22 protein-coding genes and 2 other annotated features are annotated in these 23576 nt (G+C 33.8%); of the genes, 14 read left to right on the top strand and 8 right to left on the bottom strand.

Features of this window, described 5'->3' with window-relative positions; all coding sequences use genetic code 11:
* The first annotated feature begins 814 nt into the window (after window positions 1–814).
* Window positions 815–2854 (top strand): SP_1767 family glycosyltransferase, encoded by a 2040-nt coding sequence (locus tag NFR82_RS07965; RefSeq protein ID WP_251717761.1) that lies wholly within the window; start codon window positions 815–817, stop codon window positions 2852–2854.
* A 478-nt stretch (window positions 2855–3332) separates the two neighbouring features.
* Here the strand turns inward: NFR82_RS07965 and NFR82_RS07960 are convergent, their stop codons facing one another.
* The 5 genes from NFR82_RS07960 to NFR82_RS07945 all read right to left on the bottom strand — a co-directional run bounded on the left by NFR82_RS07960 (window position 3333) and on the right by NFR82_RS07945 (window position 7403).
* The gene (locus tag NFR82_RS07960) at window positions 3333–4349 is read right to left on the bottom strand and encodes a sugar transferase (protein WP_251717760.1); all 1017 of its coding nucleotides are present in this window, start codon (window positions 4347–4349) and stop codon (window positions 3333–3335) included.
* Between the two features lie 260 nt (window positions 4350–4609).
* Window positions 4610–5620, bottom strand: coding sequence for a sugar transferase (locus tag NFR82_RS07955; protein WP_251717759.1), 1011 nt, complete (start codon window positions 5618–5620; stop codon window positions 4610–4612).
* A 336-nt stretch (window positions 5621–5956) separates the two neighbouring features.
* On the bottom strand, window positions 5957–6091 hold the full coding sequence (locus tag NFR82_RS08855; RefSeq protein WP_277612432.1) for a hypothetical protein: 135 nt from the start codon (window positions 6089–6091) through the stop codon (window positions 5957–5959).
* A 12-nt stretch (window positions 6092–6103) separates the two neighbouring features.
* Entirely contained in the window at window positions 6104–6757 is a 654-nt protein-coding gene (locus NFR82_RS07950) for an MBL fold metallo-hydrolase (RefSeq protein ID WP_251717758.1), read from the bottom strand.
* A gap of 1 nt (window position 6758) precedes the next feature.
* Entirely contained in the window at window positions 6759–7403 is a 645-nt protein-coding gene (locus tag NFR82_RS07945) for a DsbA family oxidoreductase (RefSeq protein WP_251717757.1), read from the bottom strand.
* Between the two features lie 121 nt (window positions 7404–7524).
* On the opposite strand from NFR82_RS07945, the gene NFR82_RS07940 reads away from it, so the two are divergent.
* The gene (locus NFR82_RS07940) at window positions 7525–7866 is read left to right on the top strand and encodes a winged helix-turn-helix transcriptional regulator (protein ID WP_251717756.1); all 342 of its coding nucleotides are present in this window, start codon (window positions 7525–7527) and stop codon (window positions 7864–7866) included.
* Between the two features lie 38 nt (window positions 7867–7904).
* On the opposite strand, the gene NFR82_RS07935 is transcribed toward NFR82_RS07940, so the two are convergent.
* Window positions 7905–8792, bottom strand: a complete 888-nt coding sequence (locus NFR82_RS07935) for a LysR family transcriptional regulator (RefSeq protein ID WP_251717755.1) — start codon at window positions 8790–8792, stop codon at window positions 7905–7907.
* 159 nt (window positions 8793–8951) lie between these two features.
* Between NFR82_RS07935 and gap the strand changes: the two genes are divergently transcribed.
* Together gap and NFR82_RS07925 are read left to right on the top strand one after the other, a co-directional pair.
* Complete coding sequence (gene gap, locus NFR82_RS07930) at window positions 8952–9968, top strand: type I glyceraldehyde-3-phosphate dehydrogenase (RefSeq protein ID WP_251717754.1); 1017 nt, start codon at window positions 8952–8954, stop codon at window positions 9966–9968.
* Window positions 9969–10062: 94 nt separating this feature from the next.
* Window positions 10063–11022, top strand: coding sequence for a DMT family transporter (locus NFR82_RS07925; protein ID WP_251717753.1), 960 nt, complete (start codon window positions 10063–10065; stop codon window positions 11020–11022).
* A gap of 39 nt (window positions 11023–11061) precedes the next feature.
* Here the strand turns inward: NFR82_RS07925 and NFR82_RS07920 are convergent, their stop codons facing one another.
* Entirely contained in the window at window positions 11062–11913 is an 852-nt protein-coding gene (locus NFR82_RS07920) for a MetQ/NlpA family ABC transporter substrate-binding protein (protein ID WP_251717752.1), read from the bottom strand.
* Between the two features lie 36 nt (window positions 11914–11949).
* Window positions 11950–12186 (bottom strand) — a binding site (T-box leader).
* A 179-nt stretch (window positions 12187–12365) separates the two neighbouring features.
* Window positions 12366–12613, top strand: a binding site (T-box leader).
* A gap of 68 nt (window positions 12614–12681) precedes the next feature.
* Here NFR82_RS07920 and NFR82_RS07915 point away from each other — a divergent pair.
* The 10 genes from NFR82_RS07915 (at window position 12682) to NFR82_RS07870 (ending at window position 22232) form a co-directional block, all read left to right on the top strand.
* Complete coding sequence (locus tag NFR82_RS07915) at window positions 12682–13812, top strand: 5-methyltetrahydropteroyltriglutamate--homocysteine S-methyltransferase (RefSeq protein WP_251717751.1); 1131 nt, start codon at window positions 12682–12684, stop codon at window positions 13810–13812.
* Between the two features lie 140 nt (window positions 13813–13952).
* Window positions 13953–14429, top strand: coding sequence for an S-ribosylhomocysteine lyase (locus tag NFR82_RS07910; RefSeq protein WP_251717750.1), 477 nt, complete (start codon window positions 13953–13955; stop codon window positions 14427–14429).
* Window positions 14430–14543: 114 nt separating this feature from the next.
* Window positions 14544–15569 (top strand): LacI family DNA-binding transcriptional regulator, encoded by a 1026-nt coding sequence (locus NFR82_RS07905; RefSeq protein WP_251717749.1) that lies wholly within the window; start codon window positions 14544–14546, stop codon window positions 15567–15569.
* A gap of 119 nt (window positions 15570–15688) precedes the next feature.
* Window positions 15689–16609 (top strand): ribokinase, encoded by a 921-nt coding sequence (gene rbsK / locus NFR82_RS07900; RefSeq protein WP_251717762.1) that lies wholly within the window; start codon window positions 15689–15691, stop codon window positions 16607–16609.
* A 5-nt stretch (window positions 16610–16614) separates the two neighbouring features.
* Window positions 16615–17010, top strand: coding sequence for a D-ribose pyranase (gene rbsD / locus NFR82_RS07895; protein ID WP_251717748.1), 396 nt, complete (start codon window positions 16615–16617; stop codon window positions 17008–17010).
* 21 nt (window positions 17011–17031) lie between these two features.
* A complete protein-coding gene (gene rbsU / locus NFR82_RS07890) occupies window positions 17032–17922 on the top strand; it encodes a ribose/proton symporter RbsU (RefSeq protein ID WP_251717747.1) in 891 nt (296 codons plus the stop codon).
* A 219-nt stretch (window positions 17923–18141) separates the two neighbouring features.
* Window positions 18142–19305, top strand: coding sequence for a thiolase family protein (locus NFR82_RS07885; protein WP_251717746.1), 1164 nt, complete (start codon window positions 18142–18144; stop codon window positions 19303–19305).
* The gene (locus tag NFR82_RS07880) at window positions 19305–20519 is read left to right on the top strand and encodes a hydroxymethylglutaryl-CoA reductase (protein ID WP_251717745.1); all 1215 of its coding nucleotides are present in this window, start codon (window positions 19305–19307) and stop codon (window positions 20517–20519) included. The genes NFR82_RS07885 and NFR82_RS07880 overlap by 1 nt, the downstream gene beginning before the upstream one ends.
* Window positions 20519–21682 (top strand): hydroxymethylglutaryl-CoA synthase, encoded by a 1164-nt coding sequence (locus NFR82_RS07875; protein ID WP_251717744.1) that lies wholly within the window; start codon window positions 20519–20521, stop codon window positions 21680–21682. Before NFR82_RS07880 ends, NFR82_RS07875 begins: the two co-directional genes overlap by 1 nt.
* Before the next feature lie 106 nt (window positions 21683–21788).
* On the top strand, window positions 21789–22232 hold the full coding sequence (locus NFR82_RS07870; protein WP_251717743.1) for a hypothetical protein: 444 nt from the start codon (window positions 21789–21791) through the stop codon (window positions 22230–22232).
* A gap of 364 nt (window positions 22233–22596) precedes the next feature.
* On the opposite strand, the gene NFR82_RS07865 is transcribed toward NFR82_RS07870, so the two are convergent.
* Window positions 22597–23268 (bottom strand): DUF6557 family protein, encoded by a 672-nt coding sequence (locus NFR82_RS07865; RefSeq protein WP_251717742.1) that lies wholly within the window; start codon window positions 23266–23268, stop codon window positions 22597–22599.
* Window positions 23269–23576 lie beyond the last annotated feature (308 nt).

The raw sequence follows: 23576 nt of genomic DNA, 5'->3' as shown, positions 1-23576 counted from the left end.
TAGAAAGCAAAAAACACCGTTTAGTAAAAAAGACTAAAACGGTACTTTTTCAATACACTAGATTATTTGACGCTTACGATCTTTTTAAGTAAAGTATTACTCTCTAATTTGCTGAGCAAATAATCAACAATGATAGGTAATAGGTGATTCTGTAACTGTTTGAGTATCGTAACAAATACAGATCATGATGAACGTAGTTGAACGAAATTCATCAAAAGATAAATGCTTAGGTAACCTAGCTACACGATAGTGTAGTTCCATGTGCTCTAAAATTATTCGATAAATATTACTCGGATAGCAAGCAGTGACATATTTCAGCATCAAGCCGAATAACAAATTCTTTACGAGGTATATGACATGATTTACATTTACAGCATTGGCTAGTTCGTACTTTCTTTCGTTTAAACTGGCCAGTCATAAATGATTTTTGCAAAAGTCCTCCTTATTAACTGTGGGAAAACACAGTTACGATAATGACTAATCATTATGGGACATTTGTTTAATTTTCTTTCACAATTTTTGTACGTCGGAAACAGTACTACATAACGTGTTTATTACAGAGACTATTTTAGATCGACAAATTTATCACTCAAACATAACTAAAATTACACATTTTTAAATCGCTTTTCACGTTCATATATAAGGCAAAAGATTTAATGCTTAATTCCTCTATACTCTTTTATAACTAATATTAACTTTATGAGGATTAATTATATAAATTAAGGTTAAATAACAAATAACATAATTATTCAAATTATAGAAGGATTGATCGTTCAAAAATGATAGAATAAAAGTAAAAGGAGAGGAAAAATTAATGGATAAAACAATTGCTTTAAGCGCAGATTATGCTTATATTGATAAAGTTGAAACGACTATTAAGTCGGTTCTATTTCATAATCCTCATGTAAATATTCATGTCATTAATTCCGATATTCCCCATGAATGGTTTGTAAATTTGAATCAGTATTTAAATCAATTTGGTGCTTCAGTAACTGATGATAAAATCGATCCTGACATGTTAGTAGATTTACATCCTTCTTACGATCGTTTTAAAAGTATTGCGTATGGAAGATTCTTTATTCCAGATTTGATTCCCGAAGATAAGGTCTTATATCTTGACTCTGATTTAGTAGTTGATTCCAATTTAGATGATCTGTTTAAAGTCAATTTAGACGATAAGGCTATTTATGCCGTAAAAGATTATCATGAAACTGAACAATTTAATTCAGGTGTAATGTTAATTAATAATAAGAAATGGCGAGAAGAACATTTAAGAAAAAAACTAGTAGAAAGGGTAAAAGAATCTAATGTACTTAATGGAGATCAAACTGTAATCAATGTGGTACTTAAAGGTCAAATTGGTGAACTAGATTTGGCTTATAATTATCAAATCGGCTTTGAACGGATAGCATATTGGAATGATCTACGTAATGTGCTAGCCTGTTTTGAAAGTGTGATTAATCCTAAAATCATTCATTATGTAACTGAAGATAAACCTTTTAATATAGTTTCGACTTCAAGTTTAAGAGAAAAATGGTGGGATTATCACAATCTTCAATGGACCAATATTGTAAACAAATATACCAAATTTGAGCAGAGTAAAATTAAGAAACCAGAATTTGATGGGGAGGCTTTTCTTTTTACTCATGTAGCTGAAACACAAGATATAGAAAAATTGATTCGCCAAGCACCAAATATTAAATTTAACATTGCTGCTTATACACCAATGGCATGGCTTTTAGAGCACTTAACAAAATATGACAATGTACAACTTTATCCTGCTATTGTTCCTTCACAATTAAATAGGATAATTAATAATGCTGATATATATTTAGATATTAATTATGGACCAAAAGAAGAACCTGTATTAAAAAGAATGATGCTCAAAAATACACCAATCTTAGCATTTGAGGCAACAAAATCAAATGATTCAGATTATCAAAATTATTATACTTTTGATAACGGTGCTATTAATCAAATGATTGATAAAATGCAGGAATTTATTATTAAATCGGCTGATAATAAAAAAGAAAATTATTTTGATATTCAAGTAGAAGATATTGATCAATCTTTAGAACTAATCTTAAAAGATAATAAATCAGCTGTACGTTTTGGAGATGGAGAATTTGATCTAATTAGAGGAGATTCTATTCCTTATCAGGATTATCAAAAAGAACTTGCTAAGCGTCTAAAACAAATAATCTTAAAAGGTAACCATAATAATGTTTTAGTATGTTTACCAGATGTGTTTAACAATTTAAATAGATACGAACATTATGCTCAGGACTTTTATAATAGTACCTTTTTTCCAAGAAATGCGTCATTTTTAAGAGAGATTGAATCAACTAATAATTGGTATGGCTCTACCTTTATTTCCCGTCCTTATATTGATTTGGTAGATAAAACAAAAAGTGCTCAGTACTTTGACAAATTAAAGAAATTATGGAATCAAAAAGATATTTTAATTGTGGAAGGTGCTTATACCCGTTCAGGAATAGATAATGATTTATTTGATAATGCCAATTCAATTGAACGTATAATTTGTCCTTCAAAGAACTCTTTTGAAAAAATTGATAAAATTGAAGCGGAAATAAAAAAATATGCCGAGAATCGTTTAGTTTTGTTAATGCTTGGACCTACAGCAAAAGTCATTGTAGATGATCTACAAGATTTACCTAATCAATTAATAGATTTAGGTCACATTGATTCTGAGTATGAATGGTTCAAGATGGGCGCAAAATATAAAGTAAAATTAAAGAATAAGCATACTACAGAATTCAATTTTGATACTGATATTGAAGCAATTGATGATGTTGATTATAGTAATGAAATTGTTGCTAGAATTAGAGGATAAAGAAAAAGAAGAAATAGGATTGTCTTAAAATTAATACTGCTATTGATAAACTAGATTACAGTGTTAAAAGCTAATTGCGAGTTAATAAAAAATAATCTTTTATTCTAAGCTGAAGATGTTCAGTTGTAAGTTAATAAGGGAAAAAGTGAATATTTAAGCAAGCCAAGTTGGCCCACAATTGTTAGACAAGAATCTAATAATTATTGCGGGGCACTTTTTTAGACTCTACAATATCATATTTTTTGTTTTTACACTAAAGTTCCAATATAGGTGTTGAAAGTAATATTGTACGACTTAAAAAACAAAAGGTATGACTACCGTTTGAATATCGGAATCATACCTTAATGGTTTAATATTTGCTATCTTCTTTTTTATATTTTAAGTCGGCTCTTGAGACATCATTTTTTTATTAGTTTATAGTGAGATGAAAAAACAACCCATTTAACTTGTAATTATAATTTTAGATCTGTAGACTTTATCATTCATACCTTACCTTAAAAACAGCATCAGACAGGACCTTTTTAGTAAAGTAACCTTCTCTAATCAATTTAGCAAAAGAATCAACATTTTTAACCATCTGGTTATATTCTTCAGCTGAAATATGTAATACTTTCTCTTGAGCTTCTTCTAAACTATTTACAACAATTCCAATGTTTTTACGTTCAATTGTATCTTTCTCCGGCATATCACTATTAACAATGATTGGAATGCCACTAGCCAAATAAGTACTAGTTTTAAAGGATGCATTTAATTTCATATATTCTGACCAGTATGGATCTTCGGACCATACTAAACCAAAACCACCCGTATTACGTAATTCATCAAGAAGTACAGAATCAGATTTTCGACCAATTATTTCAAGATTTTGTTCTGGATAAGATTGTTTAGGATCAGAAAAAACTTGTAATTTAATATGAGGATTATGCCAATTTTTAACAAAATCAAATTTCTCTGCATCCCCTGCAAAATTAATTATTTTACTATTATTGGGAGTAATGGAGTAATTTATATTGTCAACTGGATGATCCCAAAAATGTTGAACTACATATAGTTTTTCTTTTAAACCATTTTGACGTAAAAAATGATAGATTTTTACAGAAGGAACTATTAAAACATCTGCTTTGTTATAATAATCAATATGTTGAGGGAGAAGATAGCGATTAACTTCAAACATTAAAGGTACTACGTCATGAATGAAAATAATTTTCTTTATGTCAGGATATAGATTTATATGATCAATAAAAGCTTGATCCCATTCAATGGGATTCCAACTAGGTGATTGAATAATAATCGTATCTCCATGTGCTAATGAAGCTATAATACCATCAAATCGTGCATTGCGTGATTCCAAAGGCTCGTCTGGCCATTTATAAGCATAAATTCCAAGTTCATTCATTCCTAAATTTTGACATCCGATTTTAGCGACCATTTGCTGAGCAGTTTGTGCTACAGCTCCAGTAACAAACCCATATAAATTCGTAATGTGTACTGTCATAAATTTTACCTAGATTCTCATTTGTATAAGTATACTATACCAGAAACTGTCTCAATTATTTTAATAACATAAAGATAAAAGCAGATCGATCTTGCTGGGGGATTGAGTGCCACGATGGGCTTTTGTTTTTCAAGCATAATTTATTTTAACCTCCATAAATTTAATGAGATTAGAATACCTGAAAAATGAGGACTAAAACAGACACCTGGTTATTTGACGCTTACAAATAAAGCAGTTAGTAATTGAACTAACTGCTTTATTTATTCATATCTAACTTTAAATACAGCTTCAGTTAAAGCTTTTTTTGTAAAATATCCTTCTCTAATCAACTTTGCAAAAGACTCAACATTTCTGACCATTTGGTTATATTCTTCATCTGAAATACGTAATACTTTCTCTTGTGCTTCTTCTAAATTATTGGCAGCAATTCCAATGTTTTTACGTTTTATTGTATCTTTTTCTGGCATCTCACTGTTAACAATGAGGGGAAGACCTGCAGCTAAATAAGTACTAGTTTTAAAGGATGCATTTAATTTCATATATTCTGACCAGTATGGATCTTCAGACCATACTAAACCAAAACCACCAGTACGACGTAGTGTATCAAGTAACACTGAATCTGATTTCCAACCTGTTATTTCAAGATTTTGATCTGGGTAAGATTTTTTGGGATTAGAAAAGACTTGTAATTTAATATCTGGATTATGCCAATTTTTAACGAACTCAAATTTTTGTGCATTACCAGCAAAATTAATTACCTTATTATTTTGAGGTGTAATTGAGTAATTCAAATTATTAACTGGATGATCAAAAAAATGTAAGACTACATGTTTTTTTTCTTCTAAACCATTTTGACGTAAAAAGTGATACATCTTTTCAGTATGAACTATTAAAACATCTGCCTTATTATAATAGTCAATATATTGAGGGAGAAGATAGCGATTAACGTCAAGCATTAAAGGTACTACGTCATGAATGAAAATAATTTTCTTTATATCACGGTATAAATCTAGATGATCAATAAAAGCTTGATCCCATTCAATGGAATTCCAACTAGGTGATTGGATAATTACGGTATCACCATGAGATAATGAAGCAATAATTCCATCAAAGCGTGCATAAAGTGATTGTTGAGGTTCTTCTGGCAATTGATAAACATAAATCCCAAGTTCGTTCATTCCTAAATTTTGACATCCAATTTTAGCAACCATTTGTTGTGCTAATGCAGCTGTGCCACCCAACCCATATAAATTCGTAATGTGTACTGTCATAAATTTTACCTAGTTTCTCATTTGTATAAGTATACTATACCAGAAAAGGTCTCAATTATTTTAATAACATAAAGATAAAAGTGGTTGATATAATTCAATTTTACATACTAAAAAGATGCTTATGTTATATTAATGATTCAGGATTATTTAGAAATCGTATTGCAGGAAAAATCTACACTAAGAAGGTTAATAAAATTAGAAGAGACAATATATTGTAATAAAGGCTCTCTAGAGGCTCCTTTTTGTGCAAAATAAAAACTGTCGATAGAATCATAATATATTCCATCAGCAGTAAAAAGTATTGAACAATAATTGATTAATTCCAGTACATTTTTATTACTTTTTATCTTCTTGCTTTTTCTTAGCCCAATCGAAGTGGTCTGCTAGTGAACAACCGTCAGGTCCACAAACCATGCCTTCATTGATTTCAACTTTTGAAAAATCTACTGTTTGCTTTTTCTTATCAGTCATAATAAATTCTCCTTAAAGAATAATTCCGTAATCAGTTGCTAAAATTGATTTCACCATTTCAACGGTCATCGGATTGGTGTGACCAGTGAAAAGTTCAGTGTCATTTGGAAGGGCACAAATCTTGTTCGCAATTGAGTTTAAAATTTGCTTCTTGTCGCCGGTAGGAAATTCGGTTAGTCCAATATCATTGTTATATAACATATCACCAACGAGAGCAAAATTATCAGCCTTTGCATAGAAAATTTGTGAGTCTGGTGTATGACCGGGTGTTGCAATTGCTTCAAGTGCAAAACTATTATCTTTGCTTCTAATTAAAGTGTGATCGGAAATCAATTCTACATTCTTAGGCCATACAACGTGTTGCTTATATCTAGCAGCTAAATTGAGTTGATCATTTTTCATAAATGATGGGGCATTTTCGTTCATAACACATGAGGCACCTAAGCTATCTGCAACTTTGGCTGCTTGATATGAATGATCGAAGTGTCCATGAGTTAGCAAAACTTTTTCAATTGTCCAATTATGATCTTTAATGATTTTTAGTAATTTGTCACCTTCGGCTCCAGGATCAATTAAAAAGCCATGACCAGTTTCTTCATTAATGTAGAAATAAGAAATGGTCTGAAAAATATTAGCCACTGGCTGCATGTATAATCTCACCGACATGTTAGTTTTCCTTTGCTAAAGCTTCCTCGATTGCCTTCTTGAATACTTCTTTAGGTTGAGCACCCATGTAACCTTTACCGTCAATAACGATAAAAGGAACTGCGTGTACACCATTTTGTTGAACAAATACTTCGTCACTGATTACTCGATCAGTGTAATCCTTTGAATCAAGTAGGGTCTTAACGTCGTCAGCGTTGTAACCTGCGTCTTCTGCAACCTTGATCAATACCTTGTGATCAGCAAGCTTTAAATTATCAGTGAAGTATGCCTTGAAGAGTAAATCGTTCAACTTTTCTTCCTTTTCGTAGTCTCCCTGATCTTTGGCCCATTGAGCTAAACGGTGGGCATCCATAGTATTAGTGTTGAGAGTTGATGAGTACTTAAAATCAAGACTTTCACCGCGACCCATTTGTGAAATCCCTTCGATTCTTTGAGCTGCTTCTTCCTTAGTTAATTGATATTTAGCAGCGAAACGATCCAAAGTACTTTCAGTTACATCTTGAGGTGCATCTGGGTAAAGTTGAAATGCGTGACGATCAAAGGTAACCTTATCCTTGGCATTGATTTCATCTAAAATATTCTTAATTCTTGCATCTGCAATGTAGCAGAAAGGGCAAGCAAAATCTGACCAAATTGTAATTTCCATAATATTTTCTCCCTTTACTTACTTTTTATTAGTTATTTGATATATATTATTCTACTTGCTAAAATATCTTTGACAAGTATGCACTTTTTTAATACCTAGTATCAAAAAGGATAGTGTAAATATGAACGAAAAAGATTTAGCTAAATTTCGAAAAGTAAATATGGTTCCATTTAACGGAGCGATGGAAATTATCTCTGGTAAGTGGAAGATGAACATTCTATATTCTTTATCCCAACTTGGGACAATGAGATATGGAGAAATTCGTCGGTTGATGGGTGATGTAACACCGCGTGTGCTTACGGCCAAGTTGAAGGAATTAGAAGATAACGGCTTAATTGAACGCCGCGAATATCCTCAGATTCCGCCTAAAGTTGAATATTCTTTAACTAAGAAGGGTGCAACGCTTATGCCAATCTTGAAACAAATCTGTGATTGGGGTAAGGAGTTCTGCCCAAATAGATAATAAAAATCCTGTCGATGAAGAATTTCGACAGGATTTTTTTATGATCTTTGATTTAGTAATTTATATAAAGCATGAATATCAGTTTTAGCATCTGTAAATAGGGCAACTTTTCGAATAAATTGTTCAGGAAGATGCTTTATTTTTAATTGAGAATTTTCTTTAACTTTTTGTTCAGCTAGAGATCTTGGCAAAATTGTGATCAAGTCAGAGATTGCTACCATAGATAATCTTGATTCAACAAAATCTACTTCATAAATTTCTGGTAAAGACATATTTTGATTTTTAAAAATTTTTACTAACTTATCATGAACAGGGCACAGACGTGGATGCATAATTAGTTTTTGTTTTTGTAAATCTTCTAAAGTCAAAGTATCTTTTTTACTATTAATTAAAGAAGAATTATTCACTGAGTAGATAACTTCGTATGGCTCCTCATAAAGATCCATTACTTCATAATCTTGACTTAACAATCTGCCAAATGGTTTATCGATTAGGATAGAATTTAATTCTCCATTGTTAAATGGGGTAATCAGATCCATTATTTCATTAGAAAGTTTGACACTACCGGCACTAAATAATGCATTTTTAAAAAAGTAAGGATACCAGATTGATGCCACGCTATCTAAAGCCCCAATTTTTAATTTACTTAAATCACTTTCTTTTTTCTCTATTAAATGAAGCTTTTGAAAATCAGTTAAAACGACTTTGGCTTTTTTATAGAAATCTTTTCCAGCAGGTGTTAGTTCCATACCTTTTGATGAGCGTGAAAATAGTTGAGTATCGAAGTAACTTTCTAATTGTTTAATCTTTTTACTGATAGCAGGTTGAGATAAAGTCAATATCTCACTGCTTTTATTTATACTTTTTTGTTCACTAACAGTAACAAAAACTTGAATTAAGTCAATGTTTAAAGAATCAAGTAGCACTTGGATTTCCTCTTTCTTATAACTTACATTTTGTAAGTAAATTTACGATAAGTTATAACGCTTATTCTAAACTGTTTATTCCCAAAGGTAAAGACAGTTGATATTCTGAAGATGTTCCAAATGAAAAATAATTGTAAATAAGAGAAAGAGGTAATATCGATGGTTAAAATTGGTATTAATGGTTTTGGAAGAATCGGACGTTTAACTTTACGTCGTATTTTAGAAGTTAACAATGATAATTTAGATGTTGTTGCAATTAACGACTTAACTTCTCCTAAGATGTTGGCACACTTGTTTAAGTATGATACTGTTCATGGGACTTTTGATGGTGAAGTTAGTGCAGACGATAATGCAATTTACGTTAATGGCAAGAAGATTATCGTTTATGCATACAGGGATGCTAAGGATATTCCATGGGCAAAGAATGATGACGTTGAAATTGTAGTTGAAAGTACTGGATTCTACACATCAAAGGAAAAATCACAGGCTCACCTTGATGCAGGAGCTAAGAAGGTCTTGATCTCAGCACCTGCAGGAAATATGAAGACCATTGTCTTTAACATTAACGATAATACTTTGACAGCAGATGATAACATCATTTCTGCAGGTTCATGCACTACTAATTCATTAGCACCACTTGCTTACTACTTGAATAAGGACTTTGGTATCAAGGCTGGTACAATGACTACAATTCATGCTTATACTTCAACTCAAAAGTTACATGATGGTCCTGACCGTGGTAATAACTTCCGTAACGCTCGTGCTGCTGCAGAAAACACTATTCCACACTCAACTGGTGCTGCTAAGGCAATTGGTCTTGTTATTCCAGAACTTGATGGCAAGCTTAAGGGTACTGCTCAAAGAGTTCCAGTTAGTGATGGTTCAGAAACTATTTTAGTAACTGTTTTAGATAAGAAGGTTACTGAAAAAGAAGTTAATGCAGCAATGAAGAAGTACACAGAGAATAATGATTCATTTGGTTACAATGCAGATGAATTAGTATCTTCAGACGTTGTTGGTACTACATTTGGTGGAATTTTTGATCCAACTCAAACTGAAGTTACTGACGCTGGTGGTGTTCAACTTGTTAAGACTGTTTCTTGGTATGACAATGAAGGTGGATTTGTTGCTCAAATGGTTAGAACTTTGAACAAGTTGGCTAGTCTTACTAAGTAAGATCAAATAAGTTTGCAAAAATAGCAGTAATAAACCTCTAGTGGTACTAAAACTAGAGGTTTATTACTTGGAAGTTGATAGAGAAGAGATAAGAATGTCGAAAAAATATACTTTGGGAATAATACTAAGTTTGATCGCAACAATTGCTTGGGGTGGGATGTTCCCAGTCATGGCTCCAGCATTAAAAATAATAGATCCATTTTACTTTACGCTTTTCCGATATGGTACGGTAGCAATTATTTTTGCAATCCTATTATTAATTATTGAGGGACCAAGTTCGTTTAAACCAGAAGGACATTTCTTTAATTTATGGCTTTTGGGAAGCTTCGCTTTTGCTGGCTTTAACTTATTAGTATTTCTTGGTCAACATGCGGCAGGTGAATCAGGATCATTGATTGCTTCAGTTATGATGGCAGTACAACCACTTATTGGGGCAGTTGTAACCTGGATTATGTATAAAAAGACTCCAAAGAGGATTACCTTTATTTCAATGTTAATTGCCTTTGTTGGTGTGTTCTTGGTAATTACAAAGGGAAATCCAGCCATTTTATTCCAAGGACACGATACTTTAGTTGCTACCGGGTTAATCTTCTTAGCAGATTTATTCTGGGTATTATTTACCACTGGTGGTACAAAGTATAAGAACTGGTCAATTTTGAGATATTCGACTCTTACAACTGTTTATGGTGTGTTCACATTAATTATTATTGTTGTATTTGCGACATTGGTTGGATGGTTAAAAGTCCCTACGACTACTCAAGTTGGTGGAATCCGTAATGCTTTGATCTATATGATAACTTTTGCAGGTGTTATCGCAGTTTTTTCATGGAATTATGGTAACCGTTTATTAGGACCAGTTAATGGAATCTTATTTATGAACGTTGAACCAATTACAGCTTTCATTATCATGGCAATTACTGGATACAAAGTTTCAATTTTTGAAATTATTGGATGTGTTTTGACAATTGTGGCTTTGGTGATGAATAATCTTGCACTTAGAACTAAAAAGAATGTATCTTCAGTAAATGAAGTTGAAATTAAGATTGAAGAATAAAAATAAATCCGTTAGAAAATTAGTTTCTAACGGATTTTTTTACTTCAATTTAACATCCCAAGCGGCAATTTGCTTATTACCATAATACTTCTTATAGAGGTCTTTGGTAGCTTGGCTTTGGTATGCTTTGACCACTTCTTTATAAACTTTCTTGTTCTTTTCACCAGTGCGGGCAACAATGATATTGATCCATTGTTCAGAATCCTTATTAACTGGTTCTACGTAAATTGTATCCTTATCACCGAGTCCAGCTGGCTGAGCAAAGGCATTATTAACTACAGCTGCATCAACATCAGTGATAACACGGCTAGTTTGTTCAGATGCCACTTCCTTAATTTTAATATTCTTAGGATTTGCGGTAATATCTGCAATCGATACTAGAACTTTTCCTTTACGGAGTTTGATGAGCCCAGCATTTTTTAAAACGAATAGGGCACGTGATTCATTCGTTGCATCGTTTGGTACAACAATAGTTGCGCCATAGGGAAGTTCACTCAATTTATGATACTTCTTACTATAGAGTCTGATTGGTGCAATATAAGTTTTGCCAATTGCACTAAGTCCACCATGATTCGACCTGTTCCATTCCTTCAAAAATGCATAGTGCTGGAAAGAATTAAGATCAATATCGTTAGACTTTAAGGCTTTATTAGGTTGATCATATCCATCAAAACTGCGAGTCTTTACGATCACACCATATTTATCCTTCATCTTTTGTGCAACTTTCTTCCAGATTGCTGCTTCACCTTTGTCTGCGCCAATTAATCCTACAGTTACAACAGTTTGACCATTACTTTTTGGCGTCCAGAAAAAGCTAAAATATCCAGCAATGATAATAAAAATACTGAAAATAGTAGCTATTAAATAATTTCTACGTCTTCTTTTTCTCATAACACTCACCTCAAGAAATAAAAAAGCACCCATCCAATAAAGGACGAGTGCTCGCGTTACCACCTTTGTTCATCATCTGTTCACACAAATAATCTCACTAGCTATCAATCAATAGCTTACTTTGTTAACGGGAGTAACCCCGATGCTAGTTAAATATCGCTAGCATTGATCGTTCAAAGCCCATGTTCATTAATACTCATTCATGCGTCTCACCAAATTCGCATTTCTCTGAAGAATAAGTTGATTAATTACTCTGCTTCTCAAGATCATAATTTTTAATTGTTGAAAACAATTTACCATCATAATTTAATTTAGTCAACAATAAATTTAATCTAAATTTTTTATTTTATATATTTATAGAAGCTTTTAATTTAAAGGGAAACTTGAAGAAAAATTTCAAAAAATCCTTGACGAATAATCTAAAAGGTCATATTATGATTACAACAAAATTAATTAAAGCTTAGAAGAGATGAGTAATTATTTAAGAATTCTTCAGAGAGCCGAGCTAGGTGTAAGTCGGTGTTTTCAAGAATAATGAATATGGTCTCTGAGCTGGTTTAAATTGTAAGCATTGAGTAAGCAATTTACGATTGACGTTCGTTATCATGTCCGGGTATTCCATTTAAATGGAGCACTTAGTAAGGATATTGTTGTAAGGCAATGTCGAAGTAGGGTGGTAACACGCGGAAGCGTCCCTAGAAAGCATTAGTTTGTTTTCTAGGGACGCTTTTTTTATGCTTATTCAAGTAGAAAAAGGAGAAATGAAAAATGAGTAGATTACATTATGATATCGTTGGTAGTTTTTTAAGACCTGCAGAATTAAAGAAAGCTCGCACCGAGTTTGAAGATGGAAAAATTAAACAAGCGGATTTAACTGCTGTTGAAGATAAGTTAATTAAAGAATTAGTTCAAAAAGAAATTGAGCATGATCTTAAGATTGTGACTGATGGTGAATTTAGAAGAAGCTATTGGCATCTTGATACCTTCTGGGGCTTTGGTGGAATTAAGCATACCAAGCAAGAACATGGCTACTTATTCCATGATGAAGAAACCCGTAACGATTCAGCTCAAGTTGAAGGTAAGATAAAGTTCACTGGTGAACATCCAGATCTTTCCGCATTCAAATATTTGAAGAAAGTTGTTGATGAACTTGGTGCAGATGTAATTCCAAGACAAAGCATACCAGCTCCAGCACAATTTTACGCAGAACTTGTTCGCGGTAAAGAAAATGTAGCTGCACTAAGAAAAGTTTACAGCTCAGATGATGAATTGTTTGCAGATATTTCAAATGCATATCGTGATTTGATTTTGGCACTGTATGATGCAGGTTGTCGTGATGTGAAACTTGATGACTGTACTTGGGGCATGGTCGTAGATGATCATTTCTGGAAGAGCCATTTACAAGGTGATTTTTCATTAGAAGATCTAAAGAAGAAGTATTTGAAGCTTAACAATGATGCAATTAAAGACCTTCCAAAAGATCTTCGAGTTTCAACGCACATCTGCCGCGGTAACTATCACTCAACTTGGGCAGCGAAAGGTGGCTACGGCCCAGTTGCTGACTCATTATTTGCTAACGAAGATGTTTCTGCATTTTACTTGGAATTCGATGATGAGAGATCAGGTAACTTCGAACCAATTAAGGAAGTTCCTGATGATGAAGAAGTTGTCCTTGGATTAGTAACAAGTAAGAGACCAGAACTTGAAACAGAAACTGATCTTAAAGCTAGGATTAAGGATGCCAGTCAATATCATCCGTTTGATGAATTATCACTCAGCACTCAATGTGGATTCTCATCAACTGAAGAAGGTAACAAGTTAACTGAAGAAGATCAATGGAAGAAAATTGATTTGGTTGTAAAGACGGCTAAGGATGTGTGGGGAAATGACGCAAAGTAGTAAATCGTTGATTTTAGTAGAAATTATTTGGGCACTATTAATTATTTTAGGTGCAATAGTTTTACATTAAAAATTCACAAATTTTAGGTATCATTATTATTGAAGAAATAATTATTTTTTTAAAGATAGGAGAATTAATTATGGGAAAAGTTGAAAGTTTTGAATTAGATCATACTAAAGTTAAGGCACCATACGTACGTTTAATTACTGTTGAAGAAGGAAAGCATGGAGATGAAATCTCAAACTTTGATTTACGCTTAGTTCAACCAAATGAAAATGCGATTCCAACTGCTGGCCTTCACACGATTGAACACTTAATTGCTGGTCTTCTTCGTGACCGGATCGATGGTTACATTGATTGTTCACCATTTGGCTGTCGTACAGGATTCCACCTATTAGTTTGGGGAACTCCTTCAACTACTGAAGTGGCTAAGGCATTAACTTCAGCACTTACTGAGATTCGTGACAATATTAAATGGGAAGACGTTCCAGGTACGACCATTGAAAGCTGTGGTAATTATCGTGATCACTCACTCTTCTCAGCTAAAGAATGGTGTAAGACTATCCTTGACCAAGGTATCTCAGATGATCCATTTGAAAGACATGTTGTTAAGTAGAATGATTTAGATGTTAATAAGGGATGCAGTTTATACTGCATCTTTTTTCTTGCACTAATAACTAAAATAAGCCATTATTAAAGTAGCTATTTTAGTAAATTAAAGGTGAAAATTATGCCTAAGAAAATGGAAGATATTGCAAAAATTGCAGGAGTATCTGTTTCCGCAGTCTCAATTGCGATTAATGGTAAAAAGGGAATTAGTCAAGCGACTAGAGAAAAAATTTTTAAAGTGATCAATGAGAATGATTATCAACCTCTTAGAAAGAGAAAGAAGGGCGGATTACGTAAAGTTGCTAACTGCGATTTAATTATCGTTAATGATAAAAAAGGTGTGGTCAACCGTAGTTATCATACATTGCCATTCTTTGATCATTTAGTTACGACGCTCACGCAAAATATTAATGGCTTTGGAGCTAATTTAAGAATTGACACTTTGCGAATTACTCATTTGGCAGAGGATTTAAGAGATTTACTTTCTGAATCAGCAGTTACAAATGCTATCGTTCTCGGAACTGAATTATCCGCTGAAGATATTAGTTTGATTGATAGTCAGATAAAAAATGTTGTTTTCGTGGATACTTATTATTCAGAAATTGATGCAGATTTTGTCACAACTGATAACTTCCAAGGCGCTTATCAAGCAGCAAAATACCTCTTAGAAAAAGGTTTTACTGAAATTGGCTATGCAGCAACCAGTAAAAATAATCCTAACTTCTTACAAAGAAGAGCGGGCTTTCGCGCTGCATTAGCTGAAGTGGGTATTGAAATTAACACAGAACATTTTTATAAAATTGACGCCGCTGATCTAGTTTCATTAAAAGATTTGAAAGGCTTTAGTGTAAAAAAACTTCCGCAAGTGATTTTTTGTGATACTGATTACATGGCGATTAGAATCATGAAAGAGTGTCGGAATAATAATCTTGTGATCCCAAGAGATCTTTCGGTAATGGGATTTGATGATATTGAAGAGGCCAGTTTGGTTAATCCAGAATTAACTACAGTTCATGCTTCTGTTGATCAAATCATTAATCAAGCAATCTATCAATTACAAGCCCAAATTTCGCAAGAAGACTGGGAAGCACAAAAATGTTTAGTTGGAACCCACATTGTTGAACGAAATACAGTTAAACTAAAATAACTACTAAAATAAATATTATAGCTTAAAAGCTATTGTAAGCGGTTACTGTTCCTGCGATAATATTAATTAAAGAAAAGCAATAAAATTTATCTTTGGCTTATTTTAGTAAGGAGAGAAAAATTATGACTAAAGTTACAGTATTAGGAAGTATTAACTTAGACACAACTTATTCAATTCCTAGAATTCCTCTTCCAGGTGAAACCATGCACGTTAATGGTGTATCTTCCGCAGCTGGTGGTAAGGGTGCTAACCAAGCAGTTGCCGCCGCAAGAAGTGGAGTAGATGTGAGTTTCATCGGCCGCGTTGGTAAAGATCACGGCGGTGAATTTATGCTTGATACTATGAAAAAAGAAGGTATCAACTTAGATAATGTTTTAGTTGATGAAGACATCGAAACTGGATCTGCGGTTATCATGCTTGATGAAAATGGTCAAAACAGTATTTTAGTGGATGCTGGTGCTAATGGGGAAGTTAGTGTTAAACAAGTCGAAGCAGCTGAAGACACAATTGCAAATTCTGATTACATCATTGCTCAATTCGAAACACCGGTTGAAGTTACAATTGCTGCCTTCAAGATTGCTAAAAAGCATGGCGTTAAAACAATTTTAAATCCAGCTCCAGCTCACGAAATTAGTGATGAACTACTTTCATTAACTGATATTATTACTCCAAATGAAACCGAAAGTAGCTTAATCACTGGCATTGAAGTGAATGAAGAAGCTGATATGACTAAGACGGCTGAACACTTCAGAAATAAGGGTGTTGAAACAACTTTAATTACTCTTGGATCAAGAGGCGTGTTCTATAGTTCATCAGTTGGTAAAGGCTTTGTTAAAGCTTTTAAGGTTAAGGCAGTTGATACAACTGGAGCCGGTGATACCTTTATTGGCGCACTTTCTTCAGTATTAAAAGCAGACTACTCAAACATTGAAGATGCCATCAAGTATGGACAACAAGCATCATCAATTACTGTTCAAGGTGCCGGTGCAATGCCATCAATTCCTACTAGAGAAAAGGTTACAGAAGTATACGGAGGTTAACAATTATGAAAAAGACAGGCGTAATGAATTCGAATATTTCTCGTGTAATTGCTGATATGGGTCACATGGATCTTTTAGGTGTTGGAGATGCTGGTACTCCAGTTCCAGCCGGAACCGAAAAGATTGATTTGTCTGTTCATGCGGGACTCCCTTCATTTATTGATGTATTTAAGGAAGTTTTGAAAGAACTAGAAGTACAAAAGATGTACATTGCTGAAGAAATTAAAACTCAAAATCCAGAACAATTGGAAGAAATCAAAAAGACGCTTCCTAATGTAGAAATTGAATTTATTCCGCACTCAGAATTGAAGAAAATGCTTGGCAAATCCAAGGCGTTTATTAGAACTGGTGAAGAAACTCCTTATTCTAATGTTATCTTGGAAAGTGGCGTTATTTTCTAGAAAAGGAAGGAAAAGTGAAAAATGAATGCTATTGCACTTTTAATTGGGCTAGGCCCCCTCATTGGATGGGGTTTCTTCCCAACAATCGCTTCAAAAATTGGAGGCCGACCAGCTAACCAAATTATCGGGGCTACATTTGGAACTTTCGTGTGTGCTTTAATTCTGGCCTTAGTTCAAGGAACACCACTTCCAACCGGAGCTTCCTTATTCTGGTCAATCGTATCAGGTATTGGCTGGGCATCAGCTCAAATTATTACCTTCTATTCATTTACTTTAATCGGATCATCAAGAGCAATGCCAATTACTACTGCTTTTCAGCTTTTGGGAGCATCTCTTTGGGGAGTATTTGCCTTAGGTGATTGGCCAAGCACAACAGATAAAATTATTGGTTTCGTTGCTTTAGTCTTAATTATCATCGGTGCTTGGATGACAACTTGGAATGAGCATAAAAGTGCTGAATCAAGTAGTAAGTTGAAAAAGGCTGTCATTGTTTTATTAATTGGTGAAATCGGTTATTGGGCATACTCGGCCGCTCCACAGGCTGCACATATTGATGGTATGCAATCATTCTTACCACAATCAATTGGTATGTGTATCGTCGCCATTGTTTATGGAATTTACCTTGGTATCAAAGATAAGAGTGAAAAGCCACCTCTACTTGAGGCAGTTTCATACAAGCAAATGATTTCAGGTGTGTTCTTTGCCTTCGCAGCATTGACTTACCTTATCTCAGCTCAACCAAACATGAACGGGTTGGCAACTGGATTTTTGCTATCACAAACTTCTGTTGTTTTAGCAACTTTAACTGGTATCTGGATGCTTCACCAAACCAAAACTCGTAAAGAAATGATTGTTACTGTTTTCGGTTTGATTTTAATTGTTGGAGCTGCAGCATTAACTGTTATCGTTTAATGAAAAAACTAGTGAGAATTATTTGAGTTCTCACTAGTTTTTTTATTTTGAGGATTAAATAGGGAAAACGATCATTGATAGAAGTAAATTCTGTATATCTAAAAACTGATTTAATAATTTTAGTGGATAGTTTAAGAAAAAGTAATGAAACTTGAAAACTGCTTACAACTACAGATAAAATTTTCATATAAGTATGTTTATAGAGGGAATTGTGACAATATGAAAGATATTTATGTAGTCGCTGCTAAGCGAACTCCATTTGGTCGTTATCGTGGATTTTTCAATGAACAAAATGCCGTTGACTTAGGTGTGATGGCACTTAAAGGAACTTTGACTTCAGCTAAAATTGATCCGGCTGAAATTGAAGCCGTTTTTATGGGAAATGTAATTTCTGCTGGACTTGGTGAAAACATGGCACGTCAAGTTGCACTTAATTCAGGCCTTCCAGAAACTACTGTTGCTACTACAATCAATGATGTTTGTGGTTCAAGTTTGAAGGCCGTGCGTCTTGCTCAAGCTCAAATGGAAATGGGTGATGTAAACCTTGTTGCTGTTGGTGGTGCTGAAAGCATGACTAATACTCCATTTGTTGTTGAAAAGAAGTACAAAGATAATCCAGGTGAGCACTTAGAAAATACCTTATTAAAAGATGGGTTGGTAGATGCCTTTTCAGATAAGCATATGGGTATTACAGCTGAAAATGTGGCCGAAAAGTATGATGTATCTCGTGAAGAGATGGATCAATTCAGCTTTAACTCACATCAAAGGGCTGTTAAAGCTATCGAAGAAAATGCATTCAGCGATGAAATTCTTCCTATTGAACTAAATGGTCAAACTTTAGATCATGATGAAACTATCCGTCCTGATACTAATATGGAAGCTTTAGCTAATTTGAAACCGGTCTTTAAGGAAGATGGTGATGTTACAGCAGGAAACGCTTCGCCATTAACTGATGGTGCAAGTATGTTAATTTTAGCGACCGAAGACAAGGTTAAGGAACTAGGATTAACTCCGCTTGCCAAACTCGGTGAATTTGCTGAAGCCGGTTTTGATCCAAGCTTGATGGGTTATACTCCATATTATGCTGTAAGAAAGTTGATGAATAAGGCAGGAACTACAGTTGATGATTACGATGTCTTTGAAATAAATGAAGCATTTGCTGCTCAATCTGTAGCTCTTCAAAGGGACTTACATATTCCTGAAGAGAAGTTAAATATTTTAGGTGGTGCAATTGCTCTTGGTCACCCACTTGGTGCTACTGGTGCAAGGTTAATCGAAACTGCTATGAGTGCTTTAAAGAAGTGCAATGGTAAGCGGGCTTTAGTAACTTTGTGCATCGGTGGTGGTCAAGCGATTGCTTATGAAATTAAGCGTGAAAATTAATGAAATTCTATCAATTAACGCCTGAACAAAGACGTGAAATTTTAAAAGATGAAGGAATTGAATTAGATCAAATTGATGATGAACTTTTAACTAGGCTAAATCAATTAAGTGAAAATGTCATCGGCAGTTTAACCTTGCCAATGGGTGTGGTTGAAGGTCTAATTGTTAATGACAATAAATATTGGGTGCCAATGGCAAGCGAAGAACCATCAGTAGTTGCGGCCGCTAATCATGGTGCTAAGATTTTTGCGCGAAATGGCGGAGTTACTGCTAAAAGCTGTCGCAATGGAATCTTTGGTCAAATCGTAATGAAAATCGGCGATTCCTTTGAGATTAATAATCTTAAGCACGAGATCCCTACTTTAATTGATTTAACAAATAAAAACTTTGCTAGTTTAGTAAATCACGGTGGTGGCCTGAAAGAAATTGCTGCCGAAATTAAGGCTGATGGTTTGCTTTATTTGAAGGTTTTAGTTGATCCGGCTGAAGCGATGGGAGCCAATAAGACCAATGCTATCTTAGAATTTTTGGCTAAAAATTTGCTCAATTTTGATGGAATTGAAGAGAAGCTTTTCGCAATTTTATCAAATTATCCTAGTCAATTAACGACTGCAAAGGTCGATTTGAAGTTTTCAAGTGTTGGCGGTGAAAAAGTTGCTAAGAGAATTGCTCTTCTGAGTAAAATTGCTTATGAAGATGTCTATCGTGCAACTACTAATAATAAAGGAATTATGAATGGGGTCGACTCAACTTTAATTGCGACCGGTAATGACTACCGCGCGATTGAAGCAGCTAGTGCCGCACTGGCTAGTGAGAGTGGACAATATCGTTCATTAAGTAAATGGATAATTAAAGATGGCAAACTTCATGGTGAACTTACTTTACCAATGGCAATTGGAACCGTTGGTGGTTCGATTAATGCCCGCAGTGATGTGAAGCAGGCTTTTAGCATTTTAGGTGATGGAATCAATGCTACTGACTTAGCTAATGTGATCACTAGTATCGGTCTTGCAAATAATTTAACTGCAATTTTGGCAATTTCTACTGTTGGAATTCAAGAAGGTCACATGAAGCTGCAAGCTCGCAATTTGGTTGCCAATCTTGATGCAACTGATGCCGAAAAGTCCCAAGTTTTAAAAGTTATTATCGCAAAAAAGCAATATACAAGAGAATTTGCACAAGAAGTTTTAACTGATTTACGAAAGGAAAAATAATGAAGGTCGGAATTGATAAAATCGGTTTTTATACTCCAAATAAGTATGTAGATATGGTTGATCTGGCTCATGCTCGTGGGGATGATCCAAATAAGTATTTAATCGGTATTGGTCAAAAGCAAATGGCAGTTGCTGATCAAACCCAAGATGCTGTTTCAATGGGAATCAACGCAACCTTGAAATATCTTGATCAAATCGATAAAGATAAGGTTGGTTTACTGGTATTTGGTACTGAAAGTAGTGTTGACCAATCAAAATCTGCATCACTTTTTGTAAAATCAGCCCTTCACTTACGTCCAGAAGTTAGAACTTTTGAAGTAAAGGAAGCATGTTTTGGTTTAACTGCAGGATTGATAATTGCACGTGACTTTGTCCGCGTTCACCCTGATGAAACTGCAATTGTTATTGGGAGTGATATTGCTAGATATGGTGTTGCTACTCCTGGTGAAGTTACTCAAGGTGCTGGTAGTATTAGTGTTTTGGTAAAGAGTGATCCAGCAATTTTAACATTGAATGATGGTCATAGTGCCTACAGTGAAGATATCAATGACTTCTGGCGTCCAAACGATTCCAAGCTAGCTATGGTTGATGGTAAGTACTCAACTCAAGTTTACTTACAATTCTTCGAAAATGTTTTTAACCAATATAAGAAAGATCGTAAGCTTGAAACTAAAGATTTCGATGCAATCATTTATCACTTGCCATTCACTAAGCAAGGGCTTAAAGCAAATCGCTTAGCTGTTGAAGATCAAGATGAAACAACTAAGAAGCGTTTGGAAGATAGCTTCGAAGCTTCCAAACAACTTAGCATGGAAGTTGGTAATATTTATACCGCTTCACTTTACCTGAGTTTGCTTAGCCTACTTGAAAAGAGTGACCTAGCTGCGGATAGTTTGATAGGACTTTTCTCATACGGTTCAGGTGCGATGGCAGAATTCTTCTCTGGAAATTTGGTTGATGGTTATAAGAGTCAACTTGATCCTGAAGGGGACGAAGCAATGCTTGCTCGCCGTCAGCGATTAACGGTTAAGGAATATGAAGATACTTTCAACAAGGCGCTTGAAGATCCTAAAGATGGCGAAGTGTTAGAAAGCGATGAAGTAGCTGGTACTTGGTACTTTGCAGGAACTGAAAATTACATCCGTCAATACAAGAAAAAGTAAATTTAAAAGAACTGATTCATTTGAATTGGTTCTTTTTATTTATTTCGAATAAACGTTCTGGTATAATATTTCAGGAACGCTTGTTTGGAAGAAGGTGAATGAACAAGTGAAAAATAATGAATTAGGTAATTATAAAAAGAAAATGTATTTAGTCTATGTCATTGCTGATGTGTTAGCTTTGATTGGAGGAATAGTTTATTTTAAAATTGAAAATCCAGTTATGCTGATTAGTGGTAATTTGTTATTAATGGCTGGTTTAGTAGGGATGCTTTATGGTCATAAATTACGCTTTTCTAAAAAGTACAGTAATTTAATGGAGAAGCATGGCTATCATGAAAGTGGGTTCTCAAATGCTATGCTGGAGACTGTTCAATTGTTCGGTATAGTTACAGTGATTTTGATCGTCTTGTTAGCAGTAGGAGTTATAGGGTTTGGACTCTTCTTAGTGTTTATAGTTACTCATTCGATTATTAAGACAATTCTATGTATTATTGCATTTGATTTAGCATACGAGCTCAAGGAATATTTTTCGGTTGCAAAAGATGAATAAAAACTGTATGTTTGAAAATCCAAAGAGATACTTGGATTTCAAAATCAGGATAAATAGAAAATAATTAGAAAACAAAAAGCCCCGACTTCCATATTTGGAAGCGAGGCTTCTTTAATACAATGAGAGATACAAGCTTCTCTCAAGTGAAAATAAAAACATAACAGAGTAAATAAGAATAATAGAATAGAGTAAAAGATTAGTTATCTATACTAATTTTATCTATATAACGTTGAAAGGTGATAGATTTTCTTTCAAGTTATGTACTAATAATAAGTAATAAATGTGAATTTTTTGTGAACAAAATAGAAATATTTTTTAAATTTTTAAAATATTTTACTTTTTTAAAAATTGAAGTGAACCACCATTATTTTTGCAAACTAACTAAAATTTCCTCAATGGCGTCAGACTGGGATAAATTAATTATTTCAGTGTTTAATTCATGTATCTGGTTTCTAAATTTTTGCTCTTTGTCAGTAAATTTATCCACTTCGGTAAGTCCAAGTTCTTTTCTAAATTTTTTCCAATCTAGGGTTTCACTATTTTTGATCTCTTTTATTGATTTATCCATATCTTTTTTAAAAGCAGGAAGACCTTCTTGATTAGTACCGAAAAAAGATGCCTCGTAAAGAATATGGATCAATAGTTCCTTAAGATAAAAATTGGTTAAGTGATTTTCAGCAAGATAGTAGCCTAAAATTTCAGATTGATCAATAAAAGTAATTCCGTAATTTTTTGAATTTATTTTCTTTTCACGCAACTCTTCTAGATTACATAAATTAAAGATCGGCTTAGGAAATCCATTATCAGAATAATGATAAGCATAAAAAATCCATGTTTTTCCATCTTTAGGTGTGGTGATTTTCATTTCTCTTAGTCGTTTGATGTAATCATGAAGAACTTTCTTTTCACGTTCTTTTGCTTCAGCGATAGTAAGATTATTGTTAAAGGAATCTAAATCGTTGGGATGTTCATACAAAAAATTTGAAATTAAGTCATTTTCATCTGCCTGGCGTAGGACTTCTTGTACAGTTTTCATGTTTTCTCCTTATTACTGCGAACATACAGGTTGATGAATAGAGTATATCAACTTAGGAACACTCGTTCAAGCAAAAAAACGTCATTTCAAGCTGGTCCTCTGAGTAAATATTGCTCTGAGAATGCTTGTCTAAGGGGAAATTTTTTATTGGTTATCAACTTCTATCGCTTAAAAAGCGATGCTCATAACTTCGAAGAAGGGATGAGCTTTCAGAGTGGAAAAATGTTAAAGTTCAGAGTGGAAAAATGTTAAAGTTCAGAGTGGAAAAATGTTAAAGTTCAGAGTGGAAAAATGTTAAAGTTCAGAGT

The sequence above is a fragment of the Lactobacillus agrestimuris genome (genome assembly GCF_943193025.1).
GTDB classification, from domain to species: Bacteria; Bacillota; Bacilli; order Lactobacillales; family Lactobacillaceae; genus Lactobacillus; species Lactobacillus agrestimuris.
The sequence above is the reverse complement of the archived record's forward strand: the minus strand, read 5'-3'. Positions and strand labels throughout refer to the sequence as shown.

Bases quoted from the DNA above. Each gene is read 5' to 3' on its own strand.
- NFR82_RS07965 (WP_251717761.1), top strand. From the start codon at position 815: ATGGATAAAACAATTGCTTTAAGCGCAGATTATGCTTATATTGATAAA.
- NFR82_RS07960 (WP_251717760.1), bottom strand. From the start codon at position 4,349: ATGACAGTACACATTACGAATTTATATGGGTTTGTTACTGGAGCTGTA.
- NFR82_RS07945 (WP_251717757.1), bottom strand. From the start codon at position 7,403: ATGGAAATTACAATTTGGTCAGATTTTGCTTGCCCTTTCTGCTACATT.
- NFR82_RS08855 (WP_277612432.1), bottom strand. From the start codon at position 6,091: ATGACTGATAAGAAAAAGCAAACAGTAGATTTTTCAAAAGTTGAAATC.
- NFR82_RS07865 (WP_251717742.1), bottom strand. From the start codon at position 23,268: ATGAAAACTGTACAAGAAGTCCTACGCCAGGCAGATGAAAATGACTTA.
- gap (WP_251717754.1), top strand. From the start codon at position 8,952: ATGGTTAAAATTGGTATTAATGGTTTTGGAAGAATCGGACGTTTAACT.
- NFR82_RS07880 (WP_251717745.1), top strand. From the start codon at position 19,305: ATGAAATTCTATCAATTAACGCCTGAACAAAGACGTGAAATTTTAAAA.
- NFR82_RS07885 (WP_251717746.1), top strand. From the start codon at position 18,142: ATGAAAGATATTTATGTAGTCGCTGCTAAGCGAACTCCATTTGGTCGT.
- rbsD (WP_251717748.1), top strand. From the start codon at position 16,615: ATGAAAAAGACAGGCGTAATGAATTCGAATATTTCTCGTGTAATTGCT.
- NFR82_RS07940 (WP_251717756.1), top strand. From the start codon at position 7,525: ATGAACGAAAAAGATTTAGCTAAATTTCGAAAAGTAAATATGGTTCCA.
- NFR82_RS07910 (WP_251717750.1), top strand. From the start codon at position 13,953: ATGGGAAAAGTTGAAAGTTTTGAATTAGATCATACTAAAGTTAAGGCA.
- NFR82_RS07915 (WP_251717751.1), top strand. From the start codon at position 12,682: ATGAGTAGATTACATTATGATATCGTTGGTAGTTTTTTAAGACCTGCA.
- NFR82_RS07955 (WP_251717759.1), bottom strand. From the start codon at position 5,620: ATGACAGTACACATTACGAATTTATATGGGTTGGGTGGCACAGCTGCA.
- NFR82_RS07950 (WP_251717758.1), bottom strand. From the start codon at position 6,757: ATGTCGGTGAGATTATACATGCAGCCAGTGGCTAATATTTTTCAGACC.
- rbsU (WP_251717747.1), top strand. From the start codon at position 17,032: ATGAATGCTATTGCACTTTTAATTGGGCTAGGCCCCCTCATTGGATGG.
- NFR82_RS07925 (WP_251717753.1), top strand. From the start codon at position 10,063: ATGTCGAAAAAATATACTTTGGGAATAATACTAAGTTTGATCGCAACA.
- NFR82_RS07905 (WP_251717749.1), top strand. From the start codon at position 14,544: ATGCCTAAGAAAATGGAAGATATTGCAAAAATTGCAGGAGTATCTGTT.
- NFR82_RS07920 (WP_251717752.1), bottom strand. From the start codon at position 11,913: ATGAGAAAAAGAAGACGTAGAAATTATTTAATAGCTACTATTTTCAGT.
- NFR82_RS07875 (WP_251717744.1), top strand. From the start codon at position 20,519: ATGAAGGTCGGAATTGATAAAATCGGTTTTTATACTCCAAATAAGTAT.